The following is a 22,748-nucleotide window of genomic DNA, read 5'->3' as shown; positions in this document are numbered from 1 at the left end:
CGTGCGTGGCTGCGGCGGTACCAGGTGCCTCCCGTCAGTTCGCACGTTGGCGCGGCACTAGAATCGTTGGGTGACTTACGAAGCAGCAGCCAGTTTCGAGCCCGCCACGACATCGGGTTCGGCAACGGTCTTGGAACGATCTGCCGTCATCGACCTGGATGCCGTACGGCACAATGTGCGCCATTTCGTCGCGATCGCCTCTCCCGCCAACGTCATGGCCGTCGTCAAGGCGGATGCCTATGGGCACGGTGCCGTCCAGGTGGCCCGCGCAGCCCTTGACGCGGGAGCCCGGTGGCTCGGCGTCGCGCATATTTCGGAAGCCTTGGCGCTTCGTGCCGCAGGTATCGACGCCCCGTTGCTGGCGTGGCTGCACACCACGGAAAGCAACTTCCAAGCGGCAGTCGCCGCCGGCGTCGACATCGGTATTTCCGGCTGGGAATTGGAGGACGTGGTTGCGGCCGCGCGTGAGCAGGAACGCCCCGCCCGGATCCACCTGAAGGTGGACACCGGCCTTGGCCGGAACGGCGCCACGATGGACCAGTGGGACGAACTGGTGGGCCGTGCCATGGAATACCAGGACGAGGGACTCCTTCGCGTCGTCGGCATCTTCTCCCACCTGGCGGTTGCGGATGAGCCGCACCGGCCGGAAACCGACGAGCAGTTGGCAGCGTTCCGGGAGGCCATCGCCGTGGCCGAGGACGCCGGCGTCGATACCGAAGTCCGGCACCTTGCGAACACACCCGCCACACTGTCCCGCCCGGATACGCATTTCGACCTGGTCCGCGTCGGTCTTGGACTCTATGGCTTGTCTCCGTTCGAAGGGCAAAACTCCGCGGAATTGGGCCTGCGCCCGGCCATGACCGTGCGGACCCTCGTGTCCAATTGCAAGCAGGTCCCCGAAGGCCAAGGCGTTTCCTACGGATTGAACTACCGGACGCCGAGGCCGAGCACTCTTGGCCTGATTCCGCTCGGCTACGCAGACGGGGTGCCGCGCGTCGCCACCGGTGGTCCCGTGCAGGTCGGCGAGATCACCTACCCCGTAGTGGGCCGGATCGCCATGGACCAGATGGTCATTGACCTGGGCGGTGTGGGACAGGCTGAAGCCGGCCTGCGCGGCGCTGAAGCAGTCATGTTCGGCGACGGCACCAACGGCGGTCCGACGGCGGACGACTGGGCGGCGGCGGCCGGCACCAACAACTACGAGATCGTCACCCGCATCAGCCCGCGCGTGCCGCGCATCTACGCCAACGAAGCACCGGAAGCGGACCGGCCGTGAGCGGGGCCCTGTGGGAACGCGAAGTCAGGGTCGCGACGGCGGAAGAAACCCACGCGTTGGGCTCGGCGCTCGCCGGGGTACTCGCCTCGGGCGACCTCCTGGTGCTCACGGGCGAACTGGGGGCCGGGAAAACCACCTTCACCCAGGGGCTCGGCGAGGGCCTTGGTGTCCGTGCCGGCGTCATTTCACCGACTTTCGTCCTGGTGCGCATCCATCCCAACTTGCCTGACGGACCCAGGCCCGGTGGCCCGGACCTTGTCCACGTCGATGCCTACCGTTTGGCTTCGGCCGCCGAAATCGACGACATCGACCTCGAAAACACGATGGACACTTCCGTCACGGTGGTCGAGTGGGGGCGCGAGCGGGTGGAACACCTCTCGGACAGCCGCCTGGACATCGAAATGCACAGGAGGCCGGGCGGTTCGGCTACGGCAGGAGGGCCGACAGGGCCGGACGCCGTGCTCGACTTCGACCCCGATGACGACGACGAACCGCGCACCATCGTTTTCCGCGGCTTCGGCCCGCGATGGAGCACCGTGCCCGCCATCCTGGAAGGAATGTTCGATGCTGATCTTGGCCATTGACACCTCGGCCGTGGCAAGCGCGGCCCTCATTTCGGACGACGCCATGGAAGGCGTCGTGGAATCCTTCGCCACGGAGGACACCCGAAGCCATGCAGAAGTCCTGGCACCGGGCATCGAGAAACTGCTGAGCGATGCCGGCGTGACTGGAACGGACATTGACCTGATCGTGACGGGTGTAGGCCCGGGACCGTTCACGGGCCTTCGATCCGGCATCGCGACCGCCCGCACGCTGGCCTTTGCCTGGAACAAGCCATTGTTCGGACTGACCAGCCTGGACGCGATCGCCTTGGAAGTGGCCGAGTCAACCGAAGCGCAGGCCGAGTTCCTCGTGGCTACCGATGCTCGCCGCAAGGAGGTCTACTGGGCGCGCTACACGCTCGAGCAAGGTCAATTGCCGCAACTCGTCGATGGTCCGCACGTCGGATTTGCCTCCGAACTGCCGGACCTCCCGGTGTTCGGGGCGGGTGCGGGAATTTACGCGGACGTCGTGAACGCGAACGAGGATTTCAGCACCACCCAACCGGACGCGGCCTCCCTCGGGCAGTTCGCAATGGCCCTCCTGGCAGCCGGAAACACCCTGCCGGACTCCACCCCGCTGTACCTTCGTGAATCCGACGCGCAAGTACCCGGCCCCAGGAAGCGTGCACTGTGACAGCATCGTCCCATCCCAAACTCGACGGCGTGACCTTACGGGACATGACCGCCGAGGACGTTGCCGCCGTCGACCTGCTGGAACGCAAACTTTTCCCGATCGACGCGTGGCCGCTGCAGATGTTCTTCGATGAACTCGCGCAGGTAGACACCCGCCGCTACGTAGTGGCCGAAGTCGACGGGCACATCGTGGCGTACGCCGGTCTCATGTGCATCGAGCCGATCGCGGACATCCAGACGATCGCCGTCGTACCCGAATTCGAAGGCAAGGGAATCGGCTCGGCCATCCTCAGCGAACTCATCGCGGAAGCACGGCGGCGCGGCGCGGCGGACGTCCTCCTCGAGGTTCGCGCCGACAACCCACGGGCCCAGTCCCTGTACTTGCGGTTCGGATTCGAACAGATCCACGTCCGGCCGCGCTACTACCGCGACGGCGCCGCTGCCCTCATCATGCGGCTCACATTGACCGGAGGAAACCCAGCGTGAACAAGCCCAACATCCATCAGCCGCTCGTGTTGGGTATCGAGTCCTCGTGCGACGAGACCGGCGTCGGGATTGTCCGAGGCACCACCTTGCTCACCAACACGGTGTCTTCCTCGATGGATGAGCATGTCCGTTTCGGCGGAGTGATTCCGGAAATCGCCTCCCGCGCGCACCTTGACGCTTTCGTACCGACCCTCCAGGAAGCCTTGCACGAGGCTGGGGTGACCTTGGAGGACATCGACGCCATTGCCGTGACGTCCGGACCGGGCCTGGCCGGAGCGCTCATGGTGGGCGTCTGCGCGGCGAAGGCGCTCGCCGTCGCCACCGGCAAGCCGCTGTACGCCATCAACCACCTCGTCGCACACGTCGGCGTCGGACTCCTTGACGGCAAGCCCGCCGCAGGGAATCCCGACGGCGGTGCTCCCGCCGGCGGCGGCGCAGCCGGCCTCGCGGGTGCCGGGCTCGCCGTTGCCGGGCTCGGCGCGGACGGGCTCGCCGTTGCCGGGCTCGGCGCGGACGGGCGCCTGCCGGAGAACCTTGGCGCACTCCTGGTATCCGGCGGACACACGGAAATCCTGCGCATCCGGCGCATCACGGATGACGTCGAGATGCTGGGCTCCACGATCGACGACGCCGCGGGCGAGGCCTACGACAAAGTGGCTCGGCTCCTTGGCCTGGGCTATCCGGGCGGCCCCGCCATCGACAAGCTCGCCAAGCAGGGAAACGCCAAAGCCATCCGGTTCCCGCGCGGACTGACGCAACCCAAGTACATGGGAACCGAAGAGGAACCCGGCCCCCACCGTTACGACTGGTCCTTCAGCGGGCTTAAGACCGCCGTAGCGCGCTGCGTTGAACAGTTCGAGGCGCGAGGGGAGGACGTTCCGGTGGCCGATATCGCGGCTGCGTTCCAGGAAGCCGTGGTGGACGTCATTACGTCAAAGGCCATCCTTGCGTGCCGGGAGAACGGAATTACGGAACTGCTGCTGGGCGGTGGCGTTGCCGCCAATTCGCGGCTTCGGGAACTGACGGGCCAGCGTTGCAACGCCGCGGGAATCACGTTGCACGTGCCGCCCCTGTCCTTGTGTACGGATAACGGCGCGATGGTTGCGGCCTTGGGCGCCCAGCTCGTCATGGCGGGAATCGACCCGAGCGGCGTCGCCTTCGCGCCTGATTCGTCGTTGCCGGTCACCACCGTTTCGGTCTAGGCGCGGCATAGCCCCCGACGGCGGCAGAGCGGTTTGGGTAGCGCGTTTACGGCGAGACGGACCGCATCTGCTGGACGAGGTCCAGGACAACCGCTTGAAGATCGCCGTTGTGCTGGGCGGCGATGCGGCGTTGGCGTTGATAGCCCGCGCCACGCTCGATGATCTTTTCGACGTCGGCAAGCTCTTCCGTGCAGCCGAGCTTTTCGGCAACGGGAGCCAGCCTTTTCAGGGTCTCCTTGAGGTGATCGGTGACAAGTTGCTCGTTGCCCTCGGCGTCAAGGATGATGATCGCCTCCATGCCATAGCGGGCAGCGCGCCACTTGTTCTCCTGGATGTGCCACGGCGGCATGGTGGGAATGCTGCCGCCGTTGTCCAGGATGGTGGAGAACTCGTCCACGAGGCATTGGGTCAGCGCCGCGATCGCACCGACTTCCTCAAGCGTGGCCAGGCCGTCGCAAATGCGCATCTCGATGGTGCCCAACGTCGGGACAGGCCGGATGTCCCAACGGATCTCCGAAAGAGTGTCGATGACGCCCGTGGTGAACATGTCCTGCACATAGGACTCGTATTCGGTCCAACTGGGGAACTGGAAGGGCAGGCCCGCAGTGGGGAGCTGCTGGAACATGAGTGCGCGCTGCGACGCGTAGCCGGTGTCCTCACCACCCCAGAACGGGCTGGACGCCGACAACGCCTGAAAGTGGGGGAAGTAGTTGACCAGGCCGTCGAGGATGGGCAGGGCCTTTTCCTTCTTGTCCAGCCCGACGTGTACATGCACACCGTAAATGACCATTTGCCGTCCCCACCATTGGGTGCGGTCAATGAGTTTGGCGTAGCGCTCTTTGTCCGTGACCGGCTGGAGCTGCGGAGGGCTGAAGGGGTGGCTTCCGGCGCAAAAGAGCTCGACGCCCATGGGGTCTGTGACTTCCCTGACTGCCTGTAGTGACCTCGCAAGGTCTTCCTTGGCTTCCTTGACAGTGGTGCACACCCCGGTCACGAGCTCCACGGTGTTGAGGAGCAGTTCCCGCTTGATATGGGGATGTTCGTCGTCTTCGTTCAGGTCGGGGTGCCGGGCAGCCACGCCCCGCAGGACCTCATTGGCGACCGAGACCAATTCGCCGGTGCGGGCATTGACGAGCGCCAGTTCCCATTCCACCCCCAAGGTCGACTGCTTGGATGGAGCGAAATCAATCTGCACGTAGGTCCCCTCGGTTTATGCCACAACGCCCTGAGCGGTGCCCGCCGTGGGGCCGTCAGCGGTTGGCTCAAGTCTAATGCAGCGTTGTCGTGGCACAGCATGGGCGGAGGATGCGCGATGACATACTACACAGCTTGCAAATGAGAATCATTCTTATTTATGATGTTGCCATGCACTTTTCTGTTGTCAGTTCCCTGGATAGCCACTGCCGAGAGGCTGCTGCGGTGAAGCTCGGACGGACCCATCGTGATTCCGTGGTGGTGCTGCACGACCTCCTGGCGGAGCCCATTGTCCTTCGGCGGATTTTCCGCAACGGTGAACTGTTGGAGCAGGAGCAAGCTGTCCTGGAGCACGGCTGCCTTAGTTGTACGGTTCGCCTGGACGTGGTGCCGACGGCGGAACGCCTTGCCTCGTTTGGCCACGACCATATGGTCCTCGGCTTGCCTCCCGGAGTTTCCGCAGGTTTAGCGATAGCCGAACTTCAGCGCCAACTGGGCCAGGCCGTCGTCGTGGACAACGCCGTAGTCGCGATCGATGCCTCGGAATTGGACGAGCACATCTGGGACAAGCACACATTGTTCGAATCCGGCTTCACGGCCATGCCGGAAGACGAGCGCACCAGCGGGGAATTCCTCATCGGCGAATTGGCCCATGCGGACACAGTGATGGTGCATCCCGGTCTCGGAGCCGAACTTTCGGGGCTGCACCCGGACTCGAGCGGGGCGTGGGCCCAAGGGCTGGAACTCCTTGGGCAACTCGCGCCGCACGCTGCTGTTTGCGCGAGCGACGGCGACTTCCGGCCTGGCTGCTACGACGGCGCCGAGGCGCTCGCCCGGGTCCGTCCGGGTACCGTGAGGGTGCCGCTTGAGGAGGGAACAGGCAGCTTCCGGACCGAACTACACAAGGTCGAACGCCCCCTTCATCCCGGGCGCTTCCAAGAGGCGTTGCCCCGCCTTGCGCAAGGCTCCCACTGGATGCGAGGGCGCTTGTGGATCGCCTCGGCATCTACGAGCCGGATCGCCGTCCAAGGGATCGGTCCGCGGGTCTGGCTTGAAAATACGGGCAAGTGGCTCGCGGATGCCCCTGCTGAACCGGTTTGCGGCGAGACGGGTTCCCGAACAGGAAAGGGGATGCACGACGTCGACGCCGTCCTTGACTGGCATCCCCGTTTTGGTGATCGCGGCACCGTACTGGCCGTCACCGGCCGGGAAGAGGATGTTGATGCCGCCGAGATCCAGTCCTTGCTGGATGGGTGCGCTTTGACCGACGACGAGATGCGGCGCGGCTTCGCGGGCATTGTCGATGTGTTCGGCCTTGAAGCGGCCCCATAGCTATTGCCCTGGCCATCCACATCCAACCCCGACCATCCACATCCAATCACCATCGAAGGAGAAACCATGAAAGTCAGGAATTCGTTGCGGGCCCTCAAGAAAATCCCGGGCGCCCAGGTGGTGCGCCGCCGAGGCCGCACTTTTGTCATCAACAAGGCGAATCCCCGCTTCAAGGCGCGCCAAGGCTAGACCCGTCTAGGCTGGGCAGAGAACCCGCTACATGAAGGAGCCTCCGGCGTGCCGATCCTCAACAAAGACATGACGCTCTGCATCTCGCTTTCTGCCCGGCCAAGCAACAACGGAACCCGTTTCCACAATTTCCTCTATGAGGAACTGGGCCTGAACTGGATCTACAAAGCCTTCGCTCCCACGGACCTCGCGAATGCGATCGCCGGCGTGCGCGGGCTGGGCATCCGGGGCTGCGCTGTTTCAATGCCCTACAAGGAAGACGTCATCGCCCTGGTGGACCGGATGGACGCCTCGGCTTCCGCGATCGACTCGGTGAACACCATCGTCAACGATTCCGGGGTACTCACGGCATACAACACCGACTACACGGCAATCGCCCAGCTGATCGAACGCAACGCCATCGATCCCGCATCATCGGTTCTAGTGCGCGGTTCGGGTGGCATGGCCAAGGCCACTGCGGCGGCCTTCCGGGACGCCGGCTTCTCGCGGGTGACCATTGTTGCCCGCAATGAAGAGTCCGGCGCGTCGTTGGCCGAACTCTACGGATTCGGCTGGCAGGCAGAGGTAGGGGACTCGACCGCCGACGTTCTCGTCAACGTCACCCCGATCGGGATGGCGGGCGGCCCCGAGGCCGATTCGCTCTCCTTTACCGAGGAAGCGGTGGCGGTCGCGAACGTGGTGTTCGACGTCGTCGCGCTCCCTGCGGAGACCCCGCTCGTCAAGGCCGGGCGTGCAGCGGGCAAGACCGTGATCAGCGGCGCCGAAGTGGCAACCATCCAGGCGCTTGAGCAGTTCGTCCTCTACACAGGCGTGACGCCGACGCCTGAGCAAGTAGCTGCCGCCGAGCAGTTCACCCGGGCCCAATAGGACGGGGCTTAGTCCGCGGCAACCGGTTCCACCACAACAGCCACCCGCTCCTCGCCGATCCTGGTGAGGACCAGGGTGGCTGTTTTGCTGCCGCGGGCTTTTGCCGAAGCCTTGCCGGCCGGTTTTCCCCCTGGAAGGAGCTGCTTGCGCAGCTCCTCGGGAGTGACGGACGTTCCGCGCTTCTTGATGTCCAAGACGCCGATGCCGTTGTCCTTGACCCAGGCTTTGAGTGCCTTGACGTTATACGGCATGACTTCCAACACCTTGTAGGCGCGTGCGAACGGCGTTTCCACGAGATCCGGCGCACAGATGTAGGCAATGTGCTCATCCACGAGGTGCCCGCCCAGGCGGAGAGCGACGTCGGCCACGAGTCCCGCCCGGATGACCGCCCCGTCCGGTTCGTAGAGGTAGCCCGCAACAGGCCCGACGTCGGGCACCGGGCCGCCGTCGAAATCCTCGCCGCTGGTGATTTCGGCAGCGCCCCGGGGGCCGAGGACCAAAGCGGCGCGCCGGACGCCGGGGCGCGCGACGTCGTTGAACCACAGCGTCACTTCGGTGACATCTCCACCCACCGAGACCCACTGCGCCTCACAGCCGGCGGGAACCGATTCATGCGGCATGCCCGGACCCATCTTGACGCCGATGGACTTGCCGGAGGCTGCCAGCGACTCGACGAAGGAAAAGGGCGGCGAGAACTCTTCCGGATCCCAGATCCGCTTGGTTCCCGAGGACGAGGTGGTGCGCCGGGCGGGATCGAGCCAGACGCCGTCGACGCCGTCGAGCGGAACCGAGGTCGCATCGGAATGCACCACCGAAGCGTGCGGGAACGGCATGAGGTTGATCGTGGCGCAAGCCGCGGTGGTCTCGTCCAGCTCCACTGCCGTTACCGAGAGGTCCATCGAAGCCATTGCCATCGAGTCGGCCCCCAACCCGCAACCGAGGTCGGCAATATGCCGCGAACCGGCCTTGGCGAACCGCTCGGCGTGGCGCGCGGCGACGTTGAGCCGGGTGGCCTGTTCCAACCCGGCCTGGGTGAAGAGCATGTGCCGGGCGAACTCGCCGAACTTGGCCTCGGCGCGCGTGCGAAGCCTTGACTGGGTGAGGACGGCGGCCACGAGTTCGGGGGAGTGCCCTTCCTTGCGGAGCCGGGCGTTGAGGGCGAACGCTTCGCTGTCACTGTACGGTCCCAGCGATGCCAGCAATTCCCAGCCTTCCGTGGTGAGCAAGGGGGCAATCTGGTCCGGGGGTGTGTCAGCCATGGAAACAAGCCTAGTGGCCGCCTGTCACATGGAGCGTGGGCGGTTCATGGGCGATTCAGGCCGATAGGGTTGATTGCATGGAAGACAACCCAGTACGCCTGCCTGACGACGCCAATGGATCTCCCTCGGTTCCCGACAAACGACCCCCTGCCGGCAATCTTTCGAAGTATGCCCGGCCAGCGCTCATTGCCGGAGCCGCGATCGCCGTTATTTGCATCGCGCTGCTGGTGATTATCTTCTTCCTGGATTCCTTCAACGCCGCGGCGTATTCCATGACGGGCAAGAGCGTCCAAGACGCCACCGAAGAAGCCCGCGAGATCCGGGACACCTACTCCGGTGTCCGCGTGTGGACGATTGTGGGCCTCGTGGTGTCCGGCGTCGTCGCCCTTGCCAGCGCTGTGGTGCTGTACCTGAACCGCGGAAAAGGTGGCGAAGAAGAGTACGACGACGGCGAAGACGTGGACTTCGACGACCTCACCGGCAGCTGAGCTGCTTGAGTGCCGCTCGCCTTCGCGGGGCGCCCGCGGCTTTCACCCACGACGAAAATCTGGCACTCGCCTTGACCGAGTGCTAATGCTTACATAGAGTCTTGATTAGCACTCTCCCTAGGCGGGTGCTAATCATGCCGCAAGGTACTTACCGGCACCGCGACGACGGTAAGCACGCCACGGCACCCCTGGTTTGATAGTCCACGTACTACCTCACGTAAAGGAGAGATCCGAGTGTCGGTCTCCATTAAGCCTCTCGAGGATCGCATCGTTGTCCGCCCGCTCGAAGCAGAGCAGACCACCGCTTCCGGCCTGGTCATCCCGGACACCGCACAGGAGAAGCCGCAGGAAGGCGAAGTTGTTGCAGTCGGCCCCGGCCGCTTCGACGACAACGGCAACCGCGTGCCTGTAGACGTCACCGTTGGGGACGTTGTTATCTACTCCAAGTACGGCGGAACCGAAGTCAAGACTGGCGGCAGCGAGTACCTCGTCCTGTCCGCCCGCGACGTCCTGGCGATCGTCGTTAAGTAATTCCCTGGATCCCGCACCGCAGATTGAGCCGGAAGTTCTTCCGCCTGGTCAGCGGTGCGGGTTTTCCGTCTTGAAAGGACAAAACCATGGCTAAGCAGCTTGCGTTCAACGACGCTGCGCGTCGCTCGCTCGAGGCAGGCATTGACAAGCTCGCCGACACCGTCAAGGTGACCCTTGGCCCGCGCGGCCGCAATGTCGTTCTGGACAAGAAGTGGGGCGCCCCCACCATCACGAACGACGGCGTGACGATCGCCCGCGAAGTCGAACTCGACGACCCCTACGAAAACCTTGGCGCCCAGCTGGCCAAGGAAGTCGCCACCAAGACCAACGACGTCGCTGGTGACGGCACCACCACCGCCACCGTCCTGGCCCAGGCCCTCGTCAAGGAAGGCCTGCGCAACGTTGCCGCCGGAGCAGCTCCGGGCGAAATCAAGCGTGGCATCGAGGTCTCTGTCGAGGCCGTCGCAGCCCGCCTGCTGAGCAACGCACGCGAAGTCGAAGGCACCCAGGTTGCCAGCGTCGCCGCGATCTCGGCCCAGAGCGATGAGGTCGGCGAACTCCTCGCCGAGGCCTTCGGCAAGGTCGGCAAGGATGGTGTCATCACCATCGAAGAGTCCTCCACCACGCAGACCGAACTGGTCCTCACCGAGGGCATGCAGTTCGACAAGGGCTACCTTTCCCCGTACTTCGTCACCGACGCGGAACGCCAGGAAGCCGTACTGGAAGACGCGCTGATCCTCATCAACCAAGGCAAGATCTCCTCGCTGCAGGAATTCCTGCCGCTCCTGGAGAAGGCGCTGCAGGCAGCCAAGCCGCTCTTCATCATCGCTGAAGACATCGACGGCGAGGCCCTGTCCACGCTGATCGTGAACCGCATCCGCGGCACCCTGAACGTCGTTGCCGTCAAGGCTCCGGGCTTCGGCGACCGCCGCAAGGCGATGCTGCAGGACATCGCCACGCTGACCGGTGCACAGGTTGTCTCCCCTGAGCTCGGCCTGTCCCTGGACCAGGTCGGCCTGGAGGTTCTCGGTACCGCCCGCCGCATCACGGTCACCAAGGACAACACCACCATCGTCGACGGCGCCGGCACTGCCGAGGACGTCGAAGCCCGCGTGGCCCAGCTTCGTGCTGAACTTGCCCGCACGGACTCCGATTGGGACAAGGAAAAGCTGCAGGAACGGCTTGCCAAGCTGGCCGGCGGCATCGGTGTCATCAAGGTTGGCGCCGCCACCGAGGTTGAACTCAAGGAAAAGAAGCACCGCATCGAGGACGCCGTGTCCTCCACCCGTGCCGCCCTTGAAGAAGGCATCGTTTCCGGTGGTGGTTCGGCCCTCATCCACGCCCTCAAGGCATTGGACGAGGACGCAGCCGTCAAGGCCCTCGAAGGCGATGCCGCAGCCGCCGTCGGCATTGTCCGCCGCGCGCTGACCCAGCCGCTGCGCTGGATCGCCCAGAACGCCGGCTTCGACGGCTACGTCGTTGTCGCCAAGGTCGCCGAGCTTGAAGCCAACCACGGTTTCAACGCCAAGACCGCGGTCTACGAGGACTTGATCGGTTCCGGCGTGATCGACCCCGTCAAGGTCACCCGGTCCGCACTCCGCAATGCGGCGTCCATCGCTGCCCTGGTTCTCACCACCGAGACCTTGGTTGTTGAGAAGGCCGCGGAGGAAGACGAGCACGCAGGCCACAGCCACTAATTCCGGCTTAAACCCGGCCGCAAGGCACACGAGGCCCGGCCCCGATTTTTTCGGGGCCGGGCCTTCGTCGTTACCGGCTTTGGCCCAGAGAACGTTCCGCAAGCTCCCAGAAAGCTGTGTCGTAATGGATGGGGAGTCGTTGGCCAATAGAGCTGCGTAAATTGACGATGAAGATTACGAATCAGTAACATTGACGGTTCGTGTAGGACCCTGGAGGCAAGACTTTGACAACCATGCGCGCAATGGTGCCGGCCCGGCACCAAAGCGGGACGGCAAAAACAACGGCGAAATCAACGTTCCGACCAGAGATCCAGGGACTTCGATCCGTCGCCGTGCTCATGGTTGTCACGTACCACATCTGGTTCGGCCGGGTTTCCGGTGGCGTGGATATCTTCCTTCTCGTCTCGGCATTCCTCATGGCTGGCCAGTTCACCCGGCGGTACGCCGCCGGGCAAAATACAGCCTTGCTGATGCACTACCTGCACCATTTCCGCCGGCTCTTGCCAGCAGCCGTCACGGTCATCATTGGAACCCTCGCGGCGACTTACCTTTTCATGCCGGCCACCCGTTGGATGGACACCATCCAACAAGGCTGGGCTTCGCTCTTCTATGTAGAGAACTTCCTGCTGCAGTCCCAGGCCGTCAACTACTACGCGTCTGACCACAGCTCGGCCAGCCCGTTGGAGCACTTCTGGTCGCTCTCCATCCAAGGGCAAGTGTTCATCATCTGGCCCATCATCTTTGTGGGAGTTGCGTGGCTCGCGCGCCGCTTCAAGCTCGCCTACATACCCCTTCTTCGCTACATTTTCGGGCTGATCTTCCTCGCGTCGCTCGTGTATTCCGTGGTATTCACCGCTTCCGATCAGGCTTCCGCGTACTTCTCGACGTTGGCACGGCTGTGGGAATTCGCCCTTGGAACATTGCTGGCACTCTTCCTGCCTTCACTGAAGTTTTCCCGGACCGTCAGGATCGTCCTCGGCTGGGTCGGGATCGTGGCCATGCTCAGCTGCGGGCTCATCCTGAATGTCGAAGGCGTGTTTCCAGGCTGGGTGGCCCTCTGGCCCACCCTTGCGGCCGCCTGCCTGATTACCGCGGGCCAGACCGGGAGCCGGTTCGGGGTGGACCGGTTCCTGAGCTCGAAGCCATTGGTCCGCATGGGCAATAACTCGTACGCGCTGTACCTTTGGCACTGGCCCATGCTGGTCATCTACCTGGCGTGGTCGGGAAAGACCCACGCGGGCTGGCTGTCCGGAACCGCAATCATCATTGCCGCCATGATCATGGCTGTCCTGACTACGCGGTTCATCGAGAAGCCGTGGCGTGAGTGGAAGTGGCCTGAGGCCAACCGGCGCCGGAGCCTGGTCTCCTTGGTCGCCGTCGGAACCGTGGCGCTCCTGCCGCTGACCGGATGGCCGCTGCAGATCGAGCAGACCAACCGGACCTTGCTCGCAAACATGGATGCCCGCAACCCGGGCGCGGCGGCTGTCGGCGGGCAGTACGTCTACACCCCGGATCGGAGCGTTCCCTTGGTTCCGGCCATGACCGCCATCGACGCCGACTGGCCGATGTTCCCGACGCCTTGCACAACCGCAAAGGATCCGCAGGAGTTCGTCAACATCTGCACCAACGGGATCAAGAACGGAAAGAAGAACGTGGTGGTGATCGGCAGTTCGCACGCCCACGTGCTGAATACGCCGCTCCTGACCATGGCCGCGAAGAACGACTGGAGCCTGACGTCCATCACCAAGGGGTACTGCCCGCTTGGCGAAGACACGGCGGCGGATATCACCCAGGCCTGTGTCGACTTCAACAAGTCCACCCTTGACGAGGTCCTGAAGATGCACCCGGACGTCGTAGTGACAACCAGCACGCGCACGAACGCGCAGCCTGGAGTTCCCGAAAAGCTTGACCCGGGCTGGGTGTCCGAGGTCAAGACGCTCAATGCCGCAGGCATCCAGGTAGTTGCCTTCCGTGACACCCCGCGCGCGGCCGAACCCGTTCCGGCGTGCCTTGAGAAGAACCCGGGAGCATACGTCGCGTGCGGTTCGCAGCGGGACCAGATCTACTCCGAGGATTCCCCGACGGCGGCCGTGGCCGGGGAGCTTCCGGACACCAAGTTCCTGGACCTTTCGAAGTACTTCTGCCCGGACACGAACTGTCCCGCGGTGATCGGTAACGTGATTGTGTACAAGGACGACAACCACGTGACCGCCACCTACATGAAGACCCTCACGCCGTACTTCGAGCAGGCCTTCATGGCCGCCACCGGGTGGACATAAGAAACACGAAAGGCCCGACGGCGGGCGGCAGCAGGTGCCGTTGCTCACATTGCCCTTGCGGAATATGGGGATCGGCTGCGAGGTTCTAATATTTATTCAGAACCTTTCTGCACAGGCCAGTCCCGTAATGACGGGCTGGTCATCAGCTGCAACCCCTACCAGATCCACCCCCAGAACCAAGGTAAGAGGCGCACTCATGACCCAGCCCGAACACGATCCCTTTGGCTTTGTCGGCCTGACCTACGACGACGTCCTGCTCCTGCCGGGCCACACCAACGTCATTCCCTCCGAGGCCGATACTTCCTCGCGGATTTCCAAGCGGATCTCGGTGCAGACTCCCTTGCTGTCGGCGGCCATGGACACCGTCACGGAGTCGCGCATGGCGATTGCGATGGCCCGCCAGGGTGGCCTCGGCGTCATCCACCGGAACCTGTCCATCGCGGACCAGGCGGACCACGTTGACCGCGTGAAGCGTTCCGAGTCCGGGATGATCACCAACCCGCTGACGGTCCACCCCGAAGCCACCCTGCAGGAACTCGACGAGTTGTGCTCGCGTTACCGCGTGTCCGGCCTGCCCGTCATCGATCCCGATGGGCGCCTCCTCGGCATCGTCACCAACCGGGACACCCGTTTTGTCCCGGAATCCGAATTCCCGTCGCGCCTGGTCAGCGATGTCATGACCAAGATGCCCCTCGTCACGGGCCACGTTGGCATCAGCCGCGAAGAAGCCTCCCACAAGCTGGCTACCAACAAGATCGAGAAGCTTCCCCTCGTTGATGAGCAGGGCCGGCTCAAGGGCCTCATCACCACCAAGGACTTCACCAAGGCTGAGCAGTACCCGCTTGCCACGAAGGACGACGAAGGCCGGCTCCGCGTCGGTGCCGCCATCGGCTTCTTCGGCGATGGTTGGGAACGCGCCATGACCCTGATCGACGCCGGCGTGGACGCGCTCTTCGTGGACACCGCCAATGGCCACTCGCAAGGTGTCCTCGACATGATCTCCCGCTTGAAGTCGGATCCGGTAGCAGCGCACGTGGACATCATCGGTGGCCAGGCAGCCACCCGCGAAGGTGCCCAGGCATTGATTGACGCCGGGACCGACGGCATCAAGGTCGGCGTTGGTCCGGGCTCCATCTGCACCACCCGCGTCGTCGCAGGCGTGGGCGTTCCGCAGATCACGGCCATCTACGAGTCCTCGAAGGCTGCCATTCCGGCGGGCGTTCCGTTGATCGCCGACGGCGGCCTCCAGTACTCGGGCGATATCGGCAAGGCGCTCGTCGCCGGAGCAGACACCGTCATGCTCGGCTCCCTGCTCGCCGGTTGCGACGAATCGCCGGGAGAACTGATCTTCGTCAACGGCAAGCAGTTCAAGAGCTACCGCGGCATGGGCTCCCTGGGCGCCATGCAGTCGCGGGGCAAGAACACGTCCTACTCGAAGGACCGCTACTTCCAGGCCGACGTCTCCGGCGATGACAAGCTCATCCCCGAAGGCATCGAAGGCCGGGTCGCGTACCGTGGACCGCTTTCCTCCGTTGCCTACCAGTTGGTGGGTGGCCTGCGCCAAACCATGTTCTACACCGGCGCGCCCACCATCGCCGAACTCAAGGCCCGCGGCAAGTTCGTCCGCATCACCGCTGCCGGCTTGAAGGAATCCCATCCGCACGATATCCAGATGACCGTCGAAGCGCCGAACTACGGATCCCGCTGACCGCGAGTCTCCTTTGGACGAAAGCCCGCCCCATCACCACGATGGCGGCGGGCTTTCGGCTTCCAAAGGGTGCTGGGCTTTGTTGCTGCTGCGCTGGGTTTTCTTGCTGCCGCGCTGGGCTTTGTTGCTGCTGCGCTGGGTTTTCTTGCTGCTGCGCTGGGATAACCTAGAGCAGTGACTTATGAGATTGAGATTGGCCGTGGCAAGCGTGGGCGTCGTGCCTACTCCCTGGATGACATCGCGATCGTCCCCAACCGCCGGACGCGCGACCCCAAGGACGTCTCCGTCTCCTGGCAGATTGATGCCTACAAGTTCGAGATGCCCGTCATCGCGGCACCGATGGACTCCGCCATGTCCCCGGAGACGGCAATCGCCCTGGGCCGTCTCGGTGGCTTGGGCGTCCTGGACCTTGAGGGCCTGTGGACGCGCTACGAAGATCCGCAATCAGTCCTGGACGAGATCGCAGCCCTTGAGGACGAAACGGCAAGTCCCGCGGTTACCGGGCGCATGCAGGAACTCTACAAGGCTCCTATCCAGCCCGAACTGATCACCAGCAGGCTCGCTGAAATCCGCGCTTCCGGCGTGACCGTCGCGGGGTCCCTGACGCCCCAGCGCACCCAGGAGCACTACAAGACCGTGGTCGCCGCCGGCGTCGACATCTTTGTCATACGGGGCACCACGGTTTCCGCCGAACACGTTTCCAAGAACCACGAGCCGTTGAACCTCAAGCAGTTCATCTACGAACTGGACGTTCCGGTGATTGTGGGCGGCGCAGCCGGCTACACCCCGGCGTTGCACCTCATGCGCACGGGCGCCGCAGGTGTCCTGGTGGGCTTCGGCGGCGGCGCCACCACCACCACGCGCCGCGCGTTGGGTATCCACTCGCCCATGGCTTCGGCCATCTCGGACGTCGCCGCGGCCCGGCGTGACTACATGGATGAATCCGGCGGACGGTACGTCCACGTGATCGCTGATGGCGGCATGGGCTCTTCCGGCGACATCGTCAAGGCCATCGCCATGGGCGCCGACGCCGTCATGCTCGGCAGCGCCTTGGCACGTGCCGAGGAAGCTCCCGGCAAGGGCTGGCACTGGGGCCAGGAAGCACACCACCTCGAACTGCCCCGCGGAGACAGGGTCAACGTCGGCACGGTCGGGCCGCTCGAAGAGGTACTCTTCGGCCCGGGCCACCACACCAACGGCACCTCCAACCTCATCGGCGCGTTGCGCCGTTCCATGGCGACCACCGGCTATTCGGACCTGAAAGAGTTCCAGCGGGTCGACGTCGTCGTTTCACCGTACGCGGGCTAGCAACCACCAGGCGCCGCAACCCCTCCGACCGTTCCGGCGCCTCCCAGCCACTGCCCAAGCCTGCCCTCACGAAGTAGTGTGGGGGACTACGGGGATTGTGCGTTGGGAGGCGTCCGATGAGCAATGTTGCAGGTGGTTCGGATAACGGAAGTGCGCCGGCAGGTGCGTTGAGTCCGCAGGCGCGGGCAAAGTCCATCGAGGTGCTCAAAGGCACGTCCGAGCCGGGGCAGGAACTCGACATCCTGATAGTCGGCGGAGGCGTGGTGGGCGCCGGAGCGGCTTTGGACGCTGTCACGCGCGGACTGTCCGTGGGCATCGTCGAAGCCCGGGACTGGGCGTCGGGCACCTCGTCGCGTTCCTCCAAACTGATCCACGGCGGACTGCGCTACCTGGAAATGCTCGACTTCGGCCTCGTCCAGGAAGCACTCCAGGAACGCGGCCTCCTGATCCAGCAAATCGCGCCGCACCTCGTCCGTCCGGTCCCGTTCCTCTACCCGCTCACCCGGCGCTTCTGGGAGCGGCCGTACGTCGGCGCCGGCATTTTCCTCTACGACACGCTAGGCATCACGTCCGGCCACAGCCGCGGTGTTCCGAGGCATAAGCACCTCTTCCGACGCGGAACATTGCGGGCGGCGCCGAGCCTCAAGAACGACGCCTTCGTGGGCTCCATCCGGTACTACGACGCGCAAGTGGACGATGCCCGCCTGGTTGTCAATGTTGTCCGGACGGCGGCCCATTACGGAGCGCACGCGGTGAACCGGATGCGCGTCGTCTCGTTCGTCCGTGAAGGCGAACGCGTGGTCGGCGCGAAGGTGGAGAACCAGGAAGACGGCAGCATCATCGAAGTCCGGGCCAAACAAGTGGTCAACGCCACCGGCGTGTGGACGGACGAAACCCAAGCCATGGTGACGGACCGCGGCCAGCTCAAGGTACGCGCTTCAAAGGGCATCCACTTGGTGGTGCCGCGCGATCGGTTCCAATCGACCGTGGGATTGATCCTGCGGACTGAGAAATCGGTGCTGTTCGTCATCCCGTGGGGCAGGCACTGGATCATCGGCACTACGGACACCGACTGGAAGCTGGACAAGGCACATCCGGCCGCGTCTGCAAAGGACATCGACTACGTTCTGGAGCACGTGAACCGCGTGCTGAAACGGCCGCTCACCCGCGAGGACGTCGAAGGCGTCTATGCCGGCCTACGGCCTTTGCTGGCGGGGGAGAGCGATTCCACCGCGAAGCTGTCCCGCGAGCATGTCGTGGCGCACCCCGTCCCAGGCCTGGTGGTGGTGGCCGGCGGAAAGTTCACGACCTACCGGGTGATGGCCAAGGATGCCGTCGACGAAGCAACCCGGGCCATGGACGAACGCGTTCCGGCGAGCTGCACCGAGACCATTCCGCTCCTCGGAGCCGAGGGCTTCAAGGCCGCTTGGAACCGCCGGTCCAGGACCGCGGATGAGGCCGGGGTCCACGTGGCCAGGGTGGAACACCTCCTGAATCGCTACGGGTCCATGGCTACAGAGGTCCTGGCGATCATCAACGATAATCCGGCCATGGCTGAACCGCTCCCCGGTGCTGACGACTACCTCTCAGCCGAAGTCATCTATGCCACCACCCACGAGGGCGCCAGGCATGTCCATGACGTCCTGACCCGCCGCACACGTATTTCCATCGAGTCCTGGGACAGAGGTGTCTCCGCGGTCCCGGTTGTCGCTAAGCTGATGGGAGAAATTCTTGGCTGGAGCGACGCGCAGCGGGAAAGCGAAATCAAGCACTACCTGGCCAGGGTGGAAGCTGAGCGGCTCAGCCAGCAGCAACCCGATGATGAATCCGCGGACGCGGCGCGCATGGGAGTCGACGACATCGTTCCCCTTCGCTAAGCGTCCAAGGTCGGCCGGGCACACTGGAGGGAAACGACTTGGCGGAACCACTGGACCCGTATGATGCCGAACTGACGACGCCGGACACCGTCATCCTCGAGATGGAAGCGGCAGACAAGACAGACGCCGCGACGCAGCTCGCTGAACGCCTGCATGCCGCCGGACGTATCACGGACCTCGAAGGATTCCTTGAGCACGTCAATTCCCGCGAACATCAACTGGCCACCGGGCTTCCCGGAGGCATCGGCCTGCCGCATGCCCGGAGCGAATTCGTGTCCCGGGTTTCCATCGCAGTCGGCGTCACGAAGTTCGGGCACTCGCTCGACTTCGGCGCCGCAGACGGGCCCGCCACGCTCGTCTTGCTCATCGCAACGCCGGCCAGCTCGTTCTCGGACCATCTGGAGGTTCTGGCGACGTTGGCCCGTTCCCTCTCCAAGGAGTCTTTCCGTGACTCGCTCCGCCGCGCCCATGACCCGGAAGTCATCGCCGAATTGATCAACTCGAGCCTGGTGTTTTTCGACCACTGACCGGCGTCGGACGAACCCGTTCAAGGCCGATGCCGGCCCACGAGGCAGCCTGCTTCTCTACCGTGGTACGCGTTTAGCTGTTCTACAGCTTGACGAAGTACGGTTAAGGGGTGTTAAAAACCGCTCTAAAGCCCCGCTGGATCGCCGGACTTGTCTTCGCGCTCCTGCTGTCCGGGGTGTTCGTGCTGCTCAGCCAGTGGCAGTTCGGCAGATCCACCCAGAGCGAAACCCCGGTTGACCCCTCAGTAGAGCAGGTCAAACCGCTGACAGGCGTCTTGCAACCGGGCGCGTTCTTCCCCGGTGCCGTGGCCGATCAGATGGTCAGCGCCAAGGGCAGTTACGATCCCTCCAAGCAGGTCCTTGTCGAAGGCCGGTTGCTGGAGGGCCAGAAAGGCTACTGGGTTGTCACGGCTTTTGCGGTCGACGGCGCTCCTGTCCTGAAAGGCGCAGCTGCATCCCCCAAGACCTGGATTCCGGTGGCCCGCGGCTGGATCGCCGATCCCTCCCAAGCCAGCCCGCCGCCGTCGGGCACTATTGAGTTGACCGGACGGCTCCTGCCGACCGAAGCTCCGGTTCCCAACGTCGACGCCGGCGCCGGCCGGGCATCCGCGGTTTCAGTCGCGGAACTCATCAATGTGTGGAACGTTTCCAGCTACCCAGGGTTCGTTGCCGCCACGTCCGAGGTGTCCTCAGGTAAGTCTTTGGCGCTACCGCAGCAGCTGAAACCGCTCAACATTCCGGCCCAGCCGGCCAACCAACAGATCAACTGGCTCAACCTCTTCTACTCCGTGGAATGGGTGGTCTTCGCCGGCTTTGCCCTCTACATTTGGTGGCGCATGGTGGCCGACGACTACCGACGCAGCCTCGAAGATGACGAGCCGGATGAGGACGACGACTTCCTCCCGGAAAATTTGCCAGCAATTACCGATCCAGAACAGGTAAAGCCATGATCGAGCCCAAACCGGCCATCCAACCCGAAGAGTCCGGATCCGCCAAACCGGCCACCGCAAAGACCAAGAAGCGCCGCTTCGGCGGGACCACTGCCCAGATCCGCTCGGCCCTGAAGTTCTACAAGGTGATGGCGTACCTGACCGGTACCATGCTGTTGCTGCTTTGCGCGGAGCTCGTGGCACGATACGTTTTCGGCGTCTACCTCTTCGCCGGGGGCACGAACGCGGCTACGGGGCGGCCTTTCGGTTTCGGGTTCGCCGACGCCGAGGGCGTCTTGGGCGGGTTCAACGTTTCCATCGCGGTGCTGATTGTCCACGGTTGGATGTACGTGCTGTACCTGATCTCGGACTTCCGCCTTTGGTCCCTCATGCGCTGGCCGTTCCTGAAGCTCATCTTGCTTGCCTTGGGCGGTGTTGTTCCGCTGATGTCCTTCATTGTGGAGAAGAAGTTCCACGCGGACGTCGAAGCTGAACTCGCTGCGAACCCGCAGGCGTCCAAGCGCTACTGACCCGGCAGCCCCGGGCCAGTGTGAGATCGCTAACTTCCGGCTGTCTTTAGGGCTGTTCCGGCGCTTCACGACCGGCCCCAAGATGCATGGGGCATTCAGTCAAAGTACGCTGTTATGGTGACTACTCCCACCACACCCTTCAGTTCTGAAGTTCAGACTTCACAGAAGCCGGTGCTGGTTGTTGACTACGGTGCCCAGTACGCGCAGCTGATTGCCCGCCGCGTCCGCGAAGCGAATGTGTATTCGGAAATTGTTCCGCATACCTTCACCACCGAGCAGCTTCTGGCCAAGAACCCGGCAGCGATCATCCTCTCCGGCGGACCTTCCAGCGTTTACGCCGAGGGTGCACCGAATGTCGGCGCGGACCTCTTCGAGGCAGGCGTGCCCGTCTTCGGCATTTGCTACGGATTCCAGGCCATGGCCAACGCGCTCGGCGGTACTGTCGCGCAGACCGGCCTGCGCGAATACGGCGCCACGGAAGCCACCACGGTGGGCGAAGCCCGCTCCATCCTGGCCGGCATTCCGGGTTCCCAGAACACCTGGATGAGCCACGGCGATTCCGTCCACGAAGCTCCTGCGGGCTTCGAAGTTCTCGCGACCACGGCAGGTGCACCCGTCGCCGCTTTCGCGAACGAGGAGAAGCACCTCTACGGTGTGCAGTGGCACCCCGAAGTCAAGCACTCGGCACACGGCCAGCAGGTCCTGGAGAACTTCTTGTTCAAGGGAGCCGGCCTGACGCCGAACTGGACCACCGGAAACATCCTTGAGGAGCAGGTCGAGAGGATCCGCCAGCAGGTCGGCGACTCCAAGGTTATTTGCGGCCTCTCCGGCGGCGTCGACTCGGCTGTTGCAGCAGCGCTCGTCCAGCGTGCCGTCGGCGACCAGCTCACGTGTGTGTTCGTAGACCATGGTTTGCTGCGCGAAGGCGAAGCCGAGCAGGTTGAGCGCGACTTCGTCGCCGCAACAGGCGTCAACCTCTACGTGGCGAACGAACAAGAGCGCTTCCAGAACGCCCTTGCCGGAGTCAGCGATCCGGAAACCAAGCGGAAGATCATCGGCCGCGAATTCATCCGTGCCTTCGAAGAAGCAGAGCGGGCCATCATTGCCCAAGCCGCTTCCGAAGGCGAGAGCATCAAGTTCCTCGTTCAAGGCACCCTGTACCCGGATGTTGTCGAATCCGGCGGCGGCGAGGGCGCAGCGAACATCAAGAGCCACCACAACGTAGGCGGCTTGCCTGAGGACCTGCAGTTTGAACTTGTAGAGCCGCTTCGCGCCCTGTTCAAGGATGAAGTCCGCGCTGTCGGCGCGCAGCTTGGCCTTCCCCAGGAAATCGTCGGGCGCCAGCCGTTCCCCGGCCCCGGCCTGGGGATCCGCATCGTCGGCGAAGTGACGAAGGAACGCCTCGACCTGCTGCGCAAGGCGGATGCGATCGCTCGCGCCGAACTTACCGCTGCCGGCCTCGACAACGACGTGTGGCAGATGCCCGTGGTGCTGCTCGCGGATGTCCGCAGCGTCGGTGTCCAGGGCGATGGCCGCACTTATGGCCATCCGATCGTCCTGCGTCCCGTTTCCTCGGAGGACGCCATGACCGCGGACTGGTCCAGGCTCCCGTACGAGCTCCTGGCACGGATCTCCAACAGGATCACCAACGAGGTGGAGGGTGTTAACCGGGTGGTGCTCGACGTGACCAGCAAGCCCCCGGGAACCATCGAGTGGGAATAGCCGTCTGAGTGACCGGTCTCTTTGCAGAGACCGGTCACTTCGCATTTTCCCTTGGAAATCAAGGGGAATTTGCTTTCCGCCAGTGTGGTGAGGCGAGCAGTCGGTCGATTCC

At 63.9% G+C, this 22,748-nt stretch carries 21 protein-coding genes; 19 read left to right on the top strand and 2 right to left on the bottom strand.

Annotation, left to right across the window (positions count from 1 at the left end):
• The first annotated feature begins 70 nt into the window (after positions 1 to 70).
• Genes alr through ABCW42_RS15245 form a run of 5 tightly spaced genes read left to right on the top strand, consistent with a single transcriptional unit; the run spans position 71 to position 4,199 of the window.
• Complete coding sequence (gene alr / locus ABCW42_RS15265) at positions 71 to 1,276, top strand: alanine racemase (RefSeq protein WP_423182009.1); 1,206 nt, start codon at positions 71 to 73, stop codon at positions 1,274 to 1,276.
• A complete protein-coding gene (gene tsaE, locus ABCW42_RS15260) occupies positions 1,273 to 1,860 on the top strand; it encodes a tRNA (adenosine(37)-N6)-threonylcarbamoyltransferase complex ATPase subunit type 1 TsaE (RefSeq protein WP_423182008.1) in 588 nt (195 codons plus the stop codon). The genes alr and tsaE overlap by 4 nt, the downstream gene beginning before the upstream one ends.
• A complete protein-coding gene (tsaB, locus tag ABCW42_RS15255; RefSeq protein WP_423182007.1) occupies positions 1,841 to 2,512 on the top strand; it encodes a tRNA (adenosine(37)-N6)-threonylcarbamoyltransferase complex dimerization subunit type 1 TsaB in 672 nt (223 codons plus the stop codon). Before tsaE ends, tsaB begins: the two co-directional genes overlap by 20 nt.
• 44 nt (positions 2,513 to 2,556) lie before the next feature.
• Positions 2,557 to 2,997 carry a ribosomal protein S18-alanine N-acetyltransferase gene (rimI, locus tag ABCW42_RS15250; RefSeq protein ID WP_423184916.1) on the top strand — a complete coding sequence of 147 codons (441 nt, stop codon included), beginning with the start codon at positions 2,557 to 2,559 and terminating at the stop codon, positions 2,995 to 2,997.
• Positions 2,994 to 4,199 (top strand): tRNA (adenosine(37)-N6)-threonylcarbamoyltransferase complex transferase subunit TsaD, encoded by a 1,206-nt coding sequence (locus ABCW42_RS15245; RefSeq protein WP_423182006.1) that lies wholly within the window; start codon positions 2,994 to 2,996, stop codon positions 4,197 to 4,199. The genes rimI and ABCW42_RS15245 overlap by 4 nt, the downstream gene beginning before the upstream one ends.
• Positions 4,200 to 4,245: 46 nt before the next feature.
• Here the strand turns inward: ABCW42_RS15245 and ABCW42_RS15240 are convergent, their stop codons facing one another.
• Entirely contained in the window at positions 4,246 to 5,394 is a 1,149-nt protein-coding gene (locus ABCW42_RS15240; RefSeq protein WP_423182005.1) for a glutamate--cysteine ligase, read from the bottom strand.
• A 170-nt stretch (positions 5,395 to 5,564) separates the two neighbouring features.
• Between ABCW42_RS15240 and ABCW42_RS15235 the strand changes: the two genes are divergently transcribed.
• The 3 genes from ABCW42_RS15235 to ABCW42_RS15225 all read left to right on the top strand — a co-directional run bounded on the left by ABCW42_RS15235 (position 5,565) and on the right by ABCW42_RS15225 (position 7,781).
• The gene (locus ABCW42_RS15235) at positions 5,565 to 6,725 is read left to right on the top strand and encodes a GTP-binding protein (protein WP_423182004.1); all 1,161 of its coding nucleotides are present in this window, start codon (positions 5,565 to 5,567) and stop codon (positions 6,723 to 6,725) included.
• Between the two features lie 66 nt (positions 6,726 to 6,791).
• Entirely contained in the window at positions 6,792 to 6,914 is a 123-nt protein-coding gene (gene ykgO / locus ABCW42_RS15230) for a type B 50S ribosomal protein L36 (protein WP_133202310.1), read from the top strand.
• A gap of 69 nt (positions 6,915 to 6,983) precedes the next feature.
• Entirely contained in the window at positions 6,984 to 7,781 is a 798-nt protein-coding gene (locus ABCW42_RS15225; RefSeq protein WP_423184915.1) for a shikimate 5-dehydrogenase, read from the top strand.
• Between the two features lie 8 nt (positions 7,782 to 7,789).
• Here ABCW42_RS15225 and ABCW42_RS15220 read toward each other — a convergent pair whose 3' ends face one another.
• Positions 7,790 to 9,040, bottom strand: coding sequence for a THUMP-like domain-containing protein (locus ABCW42_RS15220; protein ID WP_423182003.1), 1,251 nt, complete (start codon positions 9,038 to 9,040; stop codon positions 7,790 to 7,792).
• A 77-nt stretch (positions 9,041 to 9,117) separates the two neighbouring features.
• Here ABCW42_RS15220 and ABCW42_RS15215 point away from each other — a divergent pair, with 77 nt between their 5' ends.
• From ABCW42_RS15215 to guaA, 11 genes are all read left to right on the top strand, one after another.
• Positions 9,118 to 9,528: a hypothetical protein gene (locus ABCW42_RS15215; RefSeq protein WP_423182002.1), complete on the top strand. Its 411-nt coding sequence runs from the start codon at positions 9,118 to 9,120 to the stop codon at positions 9,526 to 9,528.
• Positions 9,529 to 9,762: 234 nt separating this feature from the next.
• Positions 9,763 to 10,059, top strand: a complete 297-nt coding sequence (groES, locus tag ABCW42_RS15210; protein ID WP_133202308.1) for a co-chaperone GroES — start codon at positions 9,763 to 9,765, stop codon at positions 10,057 to 10,059.
• 86 nt (positions 10,060 to 10,145) lie between these two features.
• The gene (groL, locus tag ABCW42_RS15205; RefSeq protein WP_423182001.1) at positions 10,146 to 11,756 is read left to right on the top strand and encodes a chaperonin GroEL; all 1,611 of its coding nucleotides are present in this window, start codon (positions 10,146 to 10,148) and stop codon (positions 11,754 to 11,756) included.
• Positions 11,757 to 11,989: 233 nt separating this feature from the next.
• Positions 11,990 to 14,035, top strand: coding sequence for an acyltransferase family protein (locus ABCW42_RS15200; RefSeq protein ID WP_423184914.1), 2,046 nt, complete (start codon positions 11,990 to 11,992; stop codon positions 14,033 to 14,035).
• 196 nt (positions 14,036 to 14,231) lie between these two features.
• Positions 14,232 to 15,743: an IMP dehydrogenase gene (guaB, locus tag ABCW42_RS15195; RefSeq protein WP_423182000.1), complete on the top strand. Its 1,512-nt coding sequence runs from the start codon at positions 14,232 to 14,234 to the stop codon at positions 15,741 to 15,743.
• A 174-nt stretch (positions 15,744 to 15,917) separates the two neighbouring features.
• Entirely contained in the window at positions 15,918 to 17,051 is a 1,134-nt protein-coding gene (locus tag ABCW42_RS15190; RefSeq protein WP_133202305.1) for a GuaB3 family IMP dehydrogenase-related protein, read from the top strand.
• Positions 17,052 to 17,167: 116 nt separating this feature from the next.
• A complete protein-coding gene (locus tag ABCW42_RS15185; protein ID WP_423181999.1) occupies positions 17,168 to 18,928 on the top strand; it encodes a glycerol-3-phosphate dehydrogenase/oxidase in 1,761 nt (586 codons plus the stop codon).
• 38 nt (positions 18,929 to 18,966) lie between these two features.
• Positions 18,967 to 19,455 (top strand): PTS sugar transporter subunit IIA, encoded by a 489-nt coding sequence (locus tag ABCW42_RS15180; protein ID WP_423181998.1) that lies wholly within the window; start codon positions 18,967 to 18,969, stop codon positions 19,453 to 19,455.
• Positions 19,456 to 19,565: 110 nt separating this feature from the next.
• Entirely contained in the window at positions 19,566 to 20,405 is an 840-nt protein-coding gene (locus ABCW42_RS15175; RefSeq protein ID WP_423181997.1) for an SURF1 family protein, read from the top strand.
• Complete coding sequence (locus tag ABCW42_RS15170; protein WP_133202301.1) at positions 20,402 to 20,914, top strand: DUF3817 domain-containing protein; 513 nt, start codon at positions 20,402 to 20,404, stop codon at positions 20,912 to 20,914. Before ABCW42_RS15175 ends, ABCW42_RS15170 begins: the two co-directional genes overlap by 4 nt.
• A gap of 114 nt (positions 20,915 to 21,028) precedes the next feature.
• The gene (gene guaA, locus ABCW42_RS15165; protein ID WP_423181996.1) at positions 21,029 to 22,636 is read left to right on the top strand and encodes a glutamine-hydrolyzing GMP synthase; all 1,608 of its coding nucleotides are present in this window, start codon (positions 21,029 to 21,031) and stop codon (positions 22,634 to 22,636) included.
• The last annotated feature ends 112 nt before the right edge of the window (positions 22,637 to 22,748 follow it).

This window comes from Arthrobacter sp. NyZ413 (assembly GCF_049390645.1).
Lineage (GTDB): Bacteria > Actinomycetota > Actinomycetes > Actinomycetales > Micrococcaceae > Arthrobacter.
The sequence above is the reverse complement of the archived record's forward strand: the minus strand, read 5'-3'. Positions and strand labels throughout refer to the sequence as shown.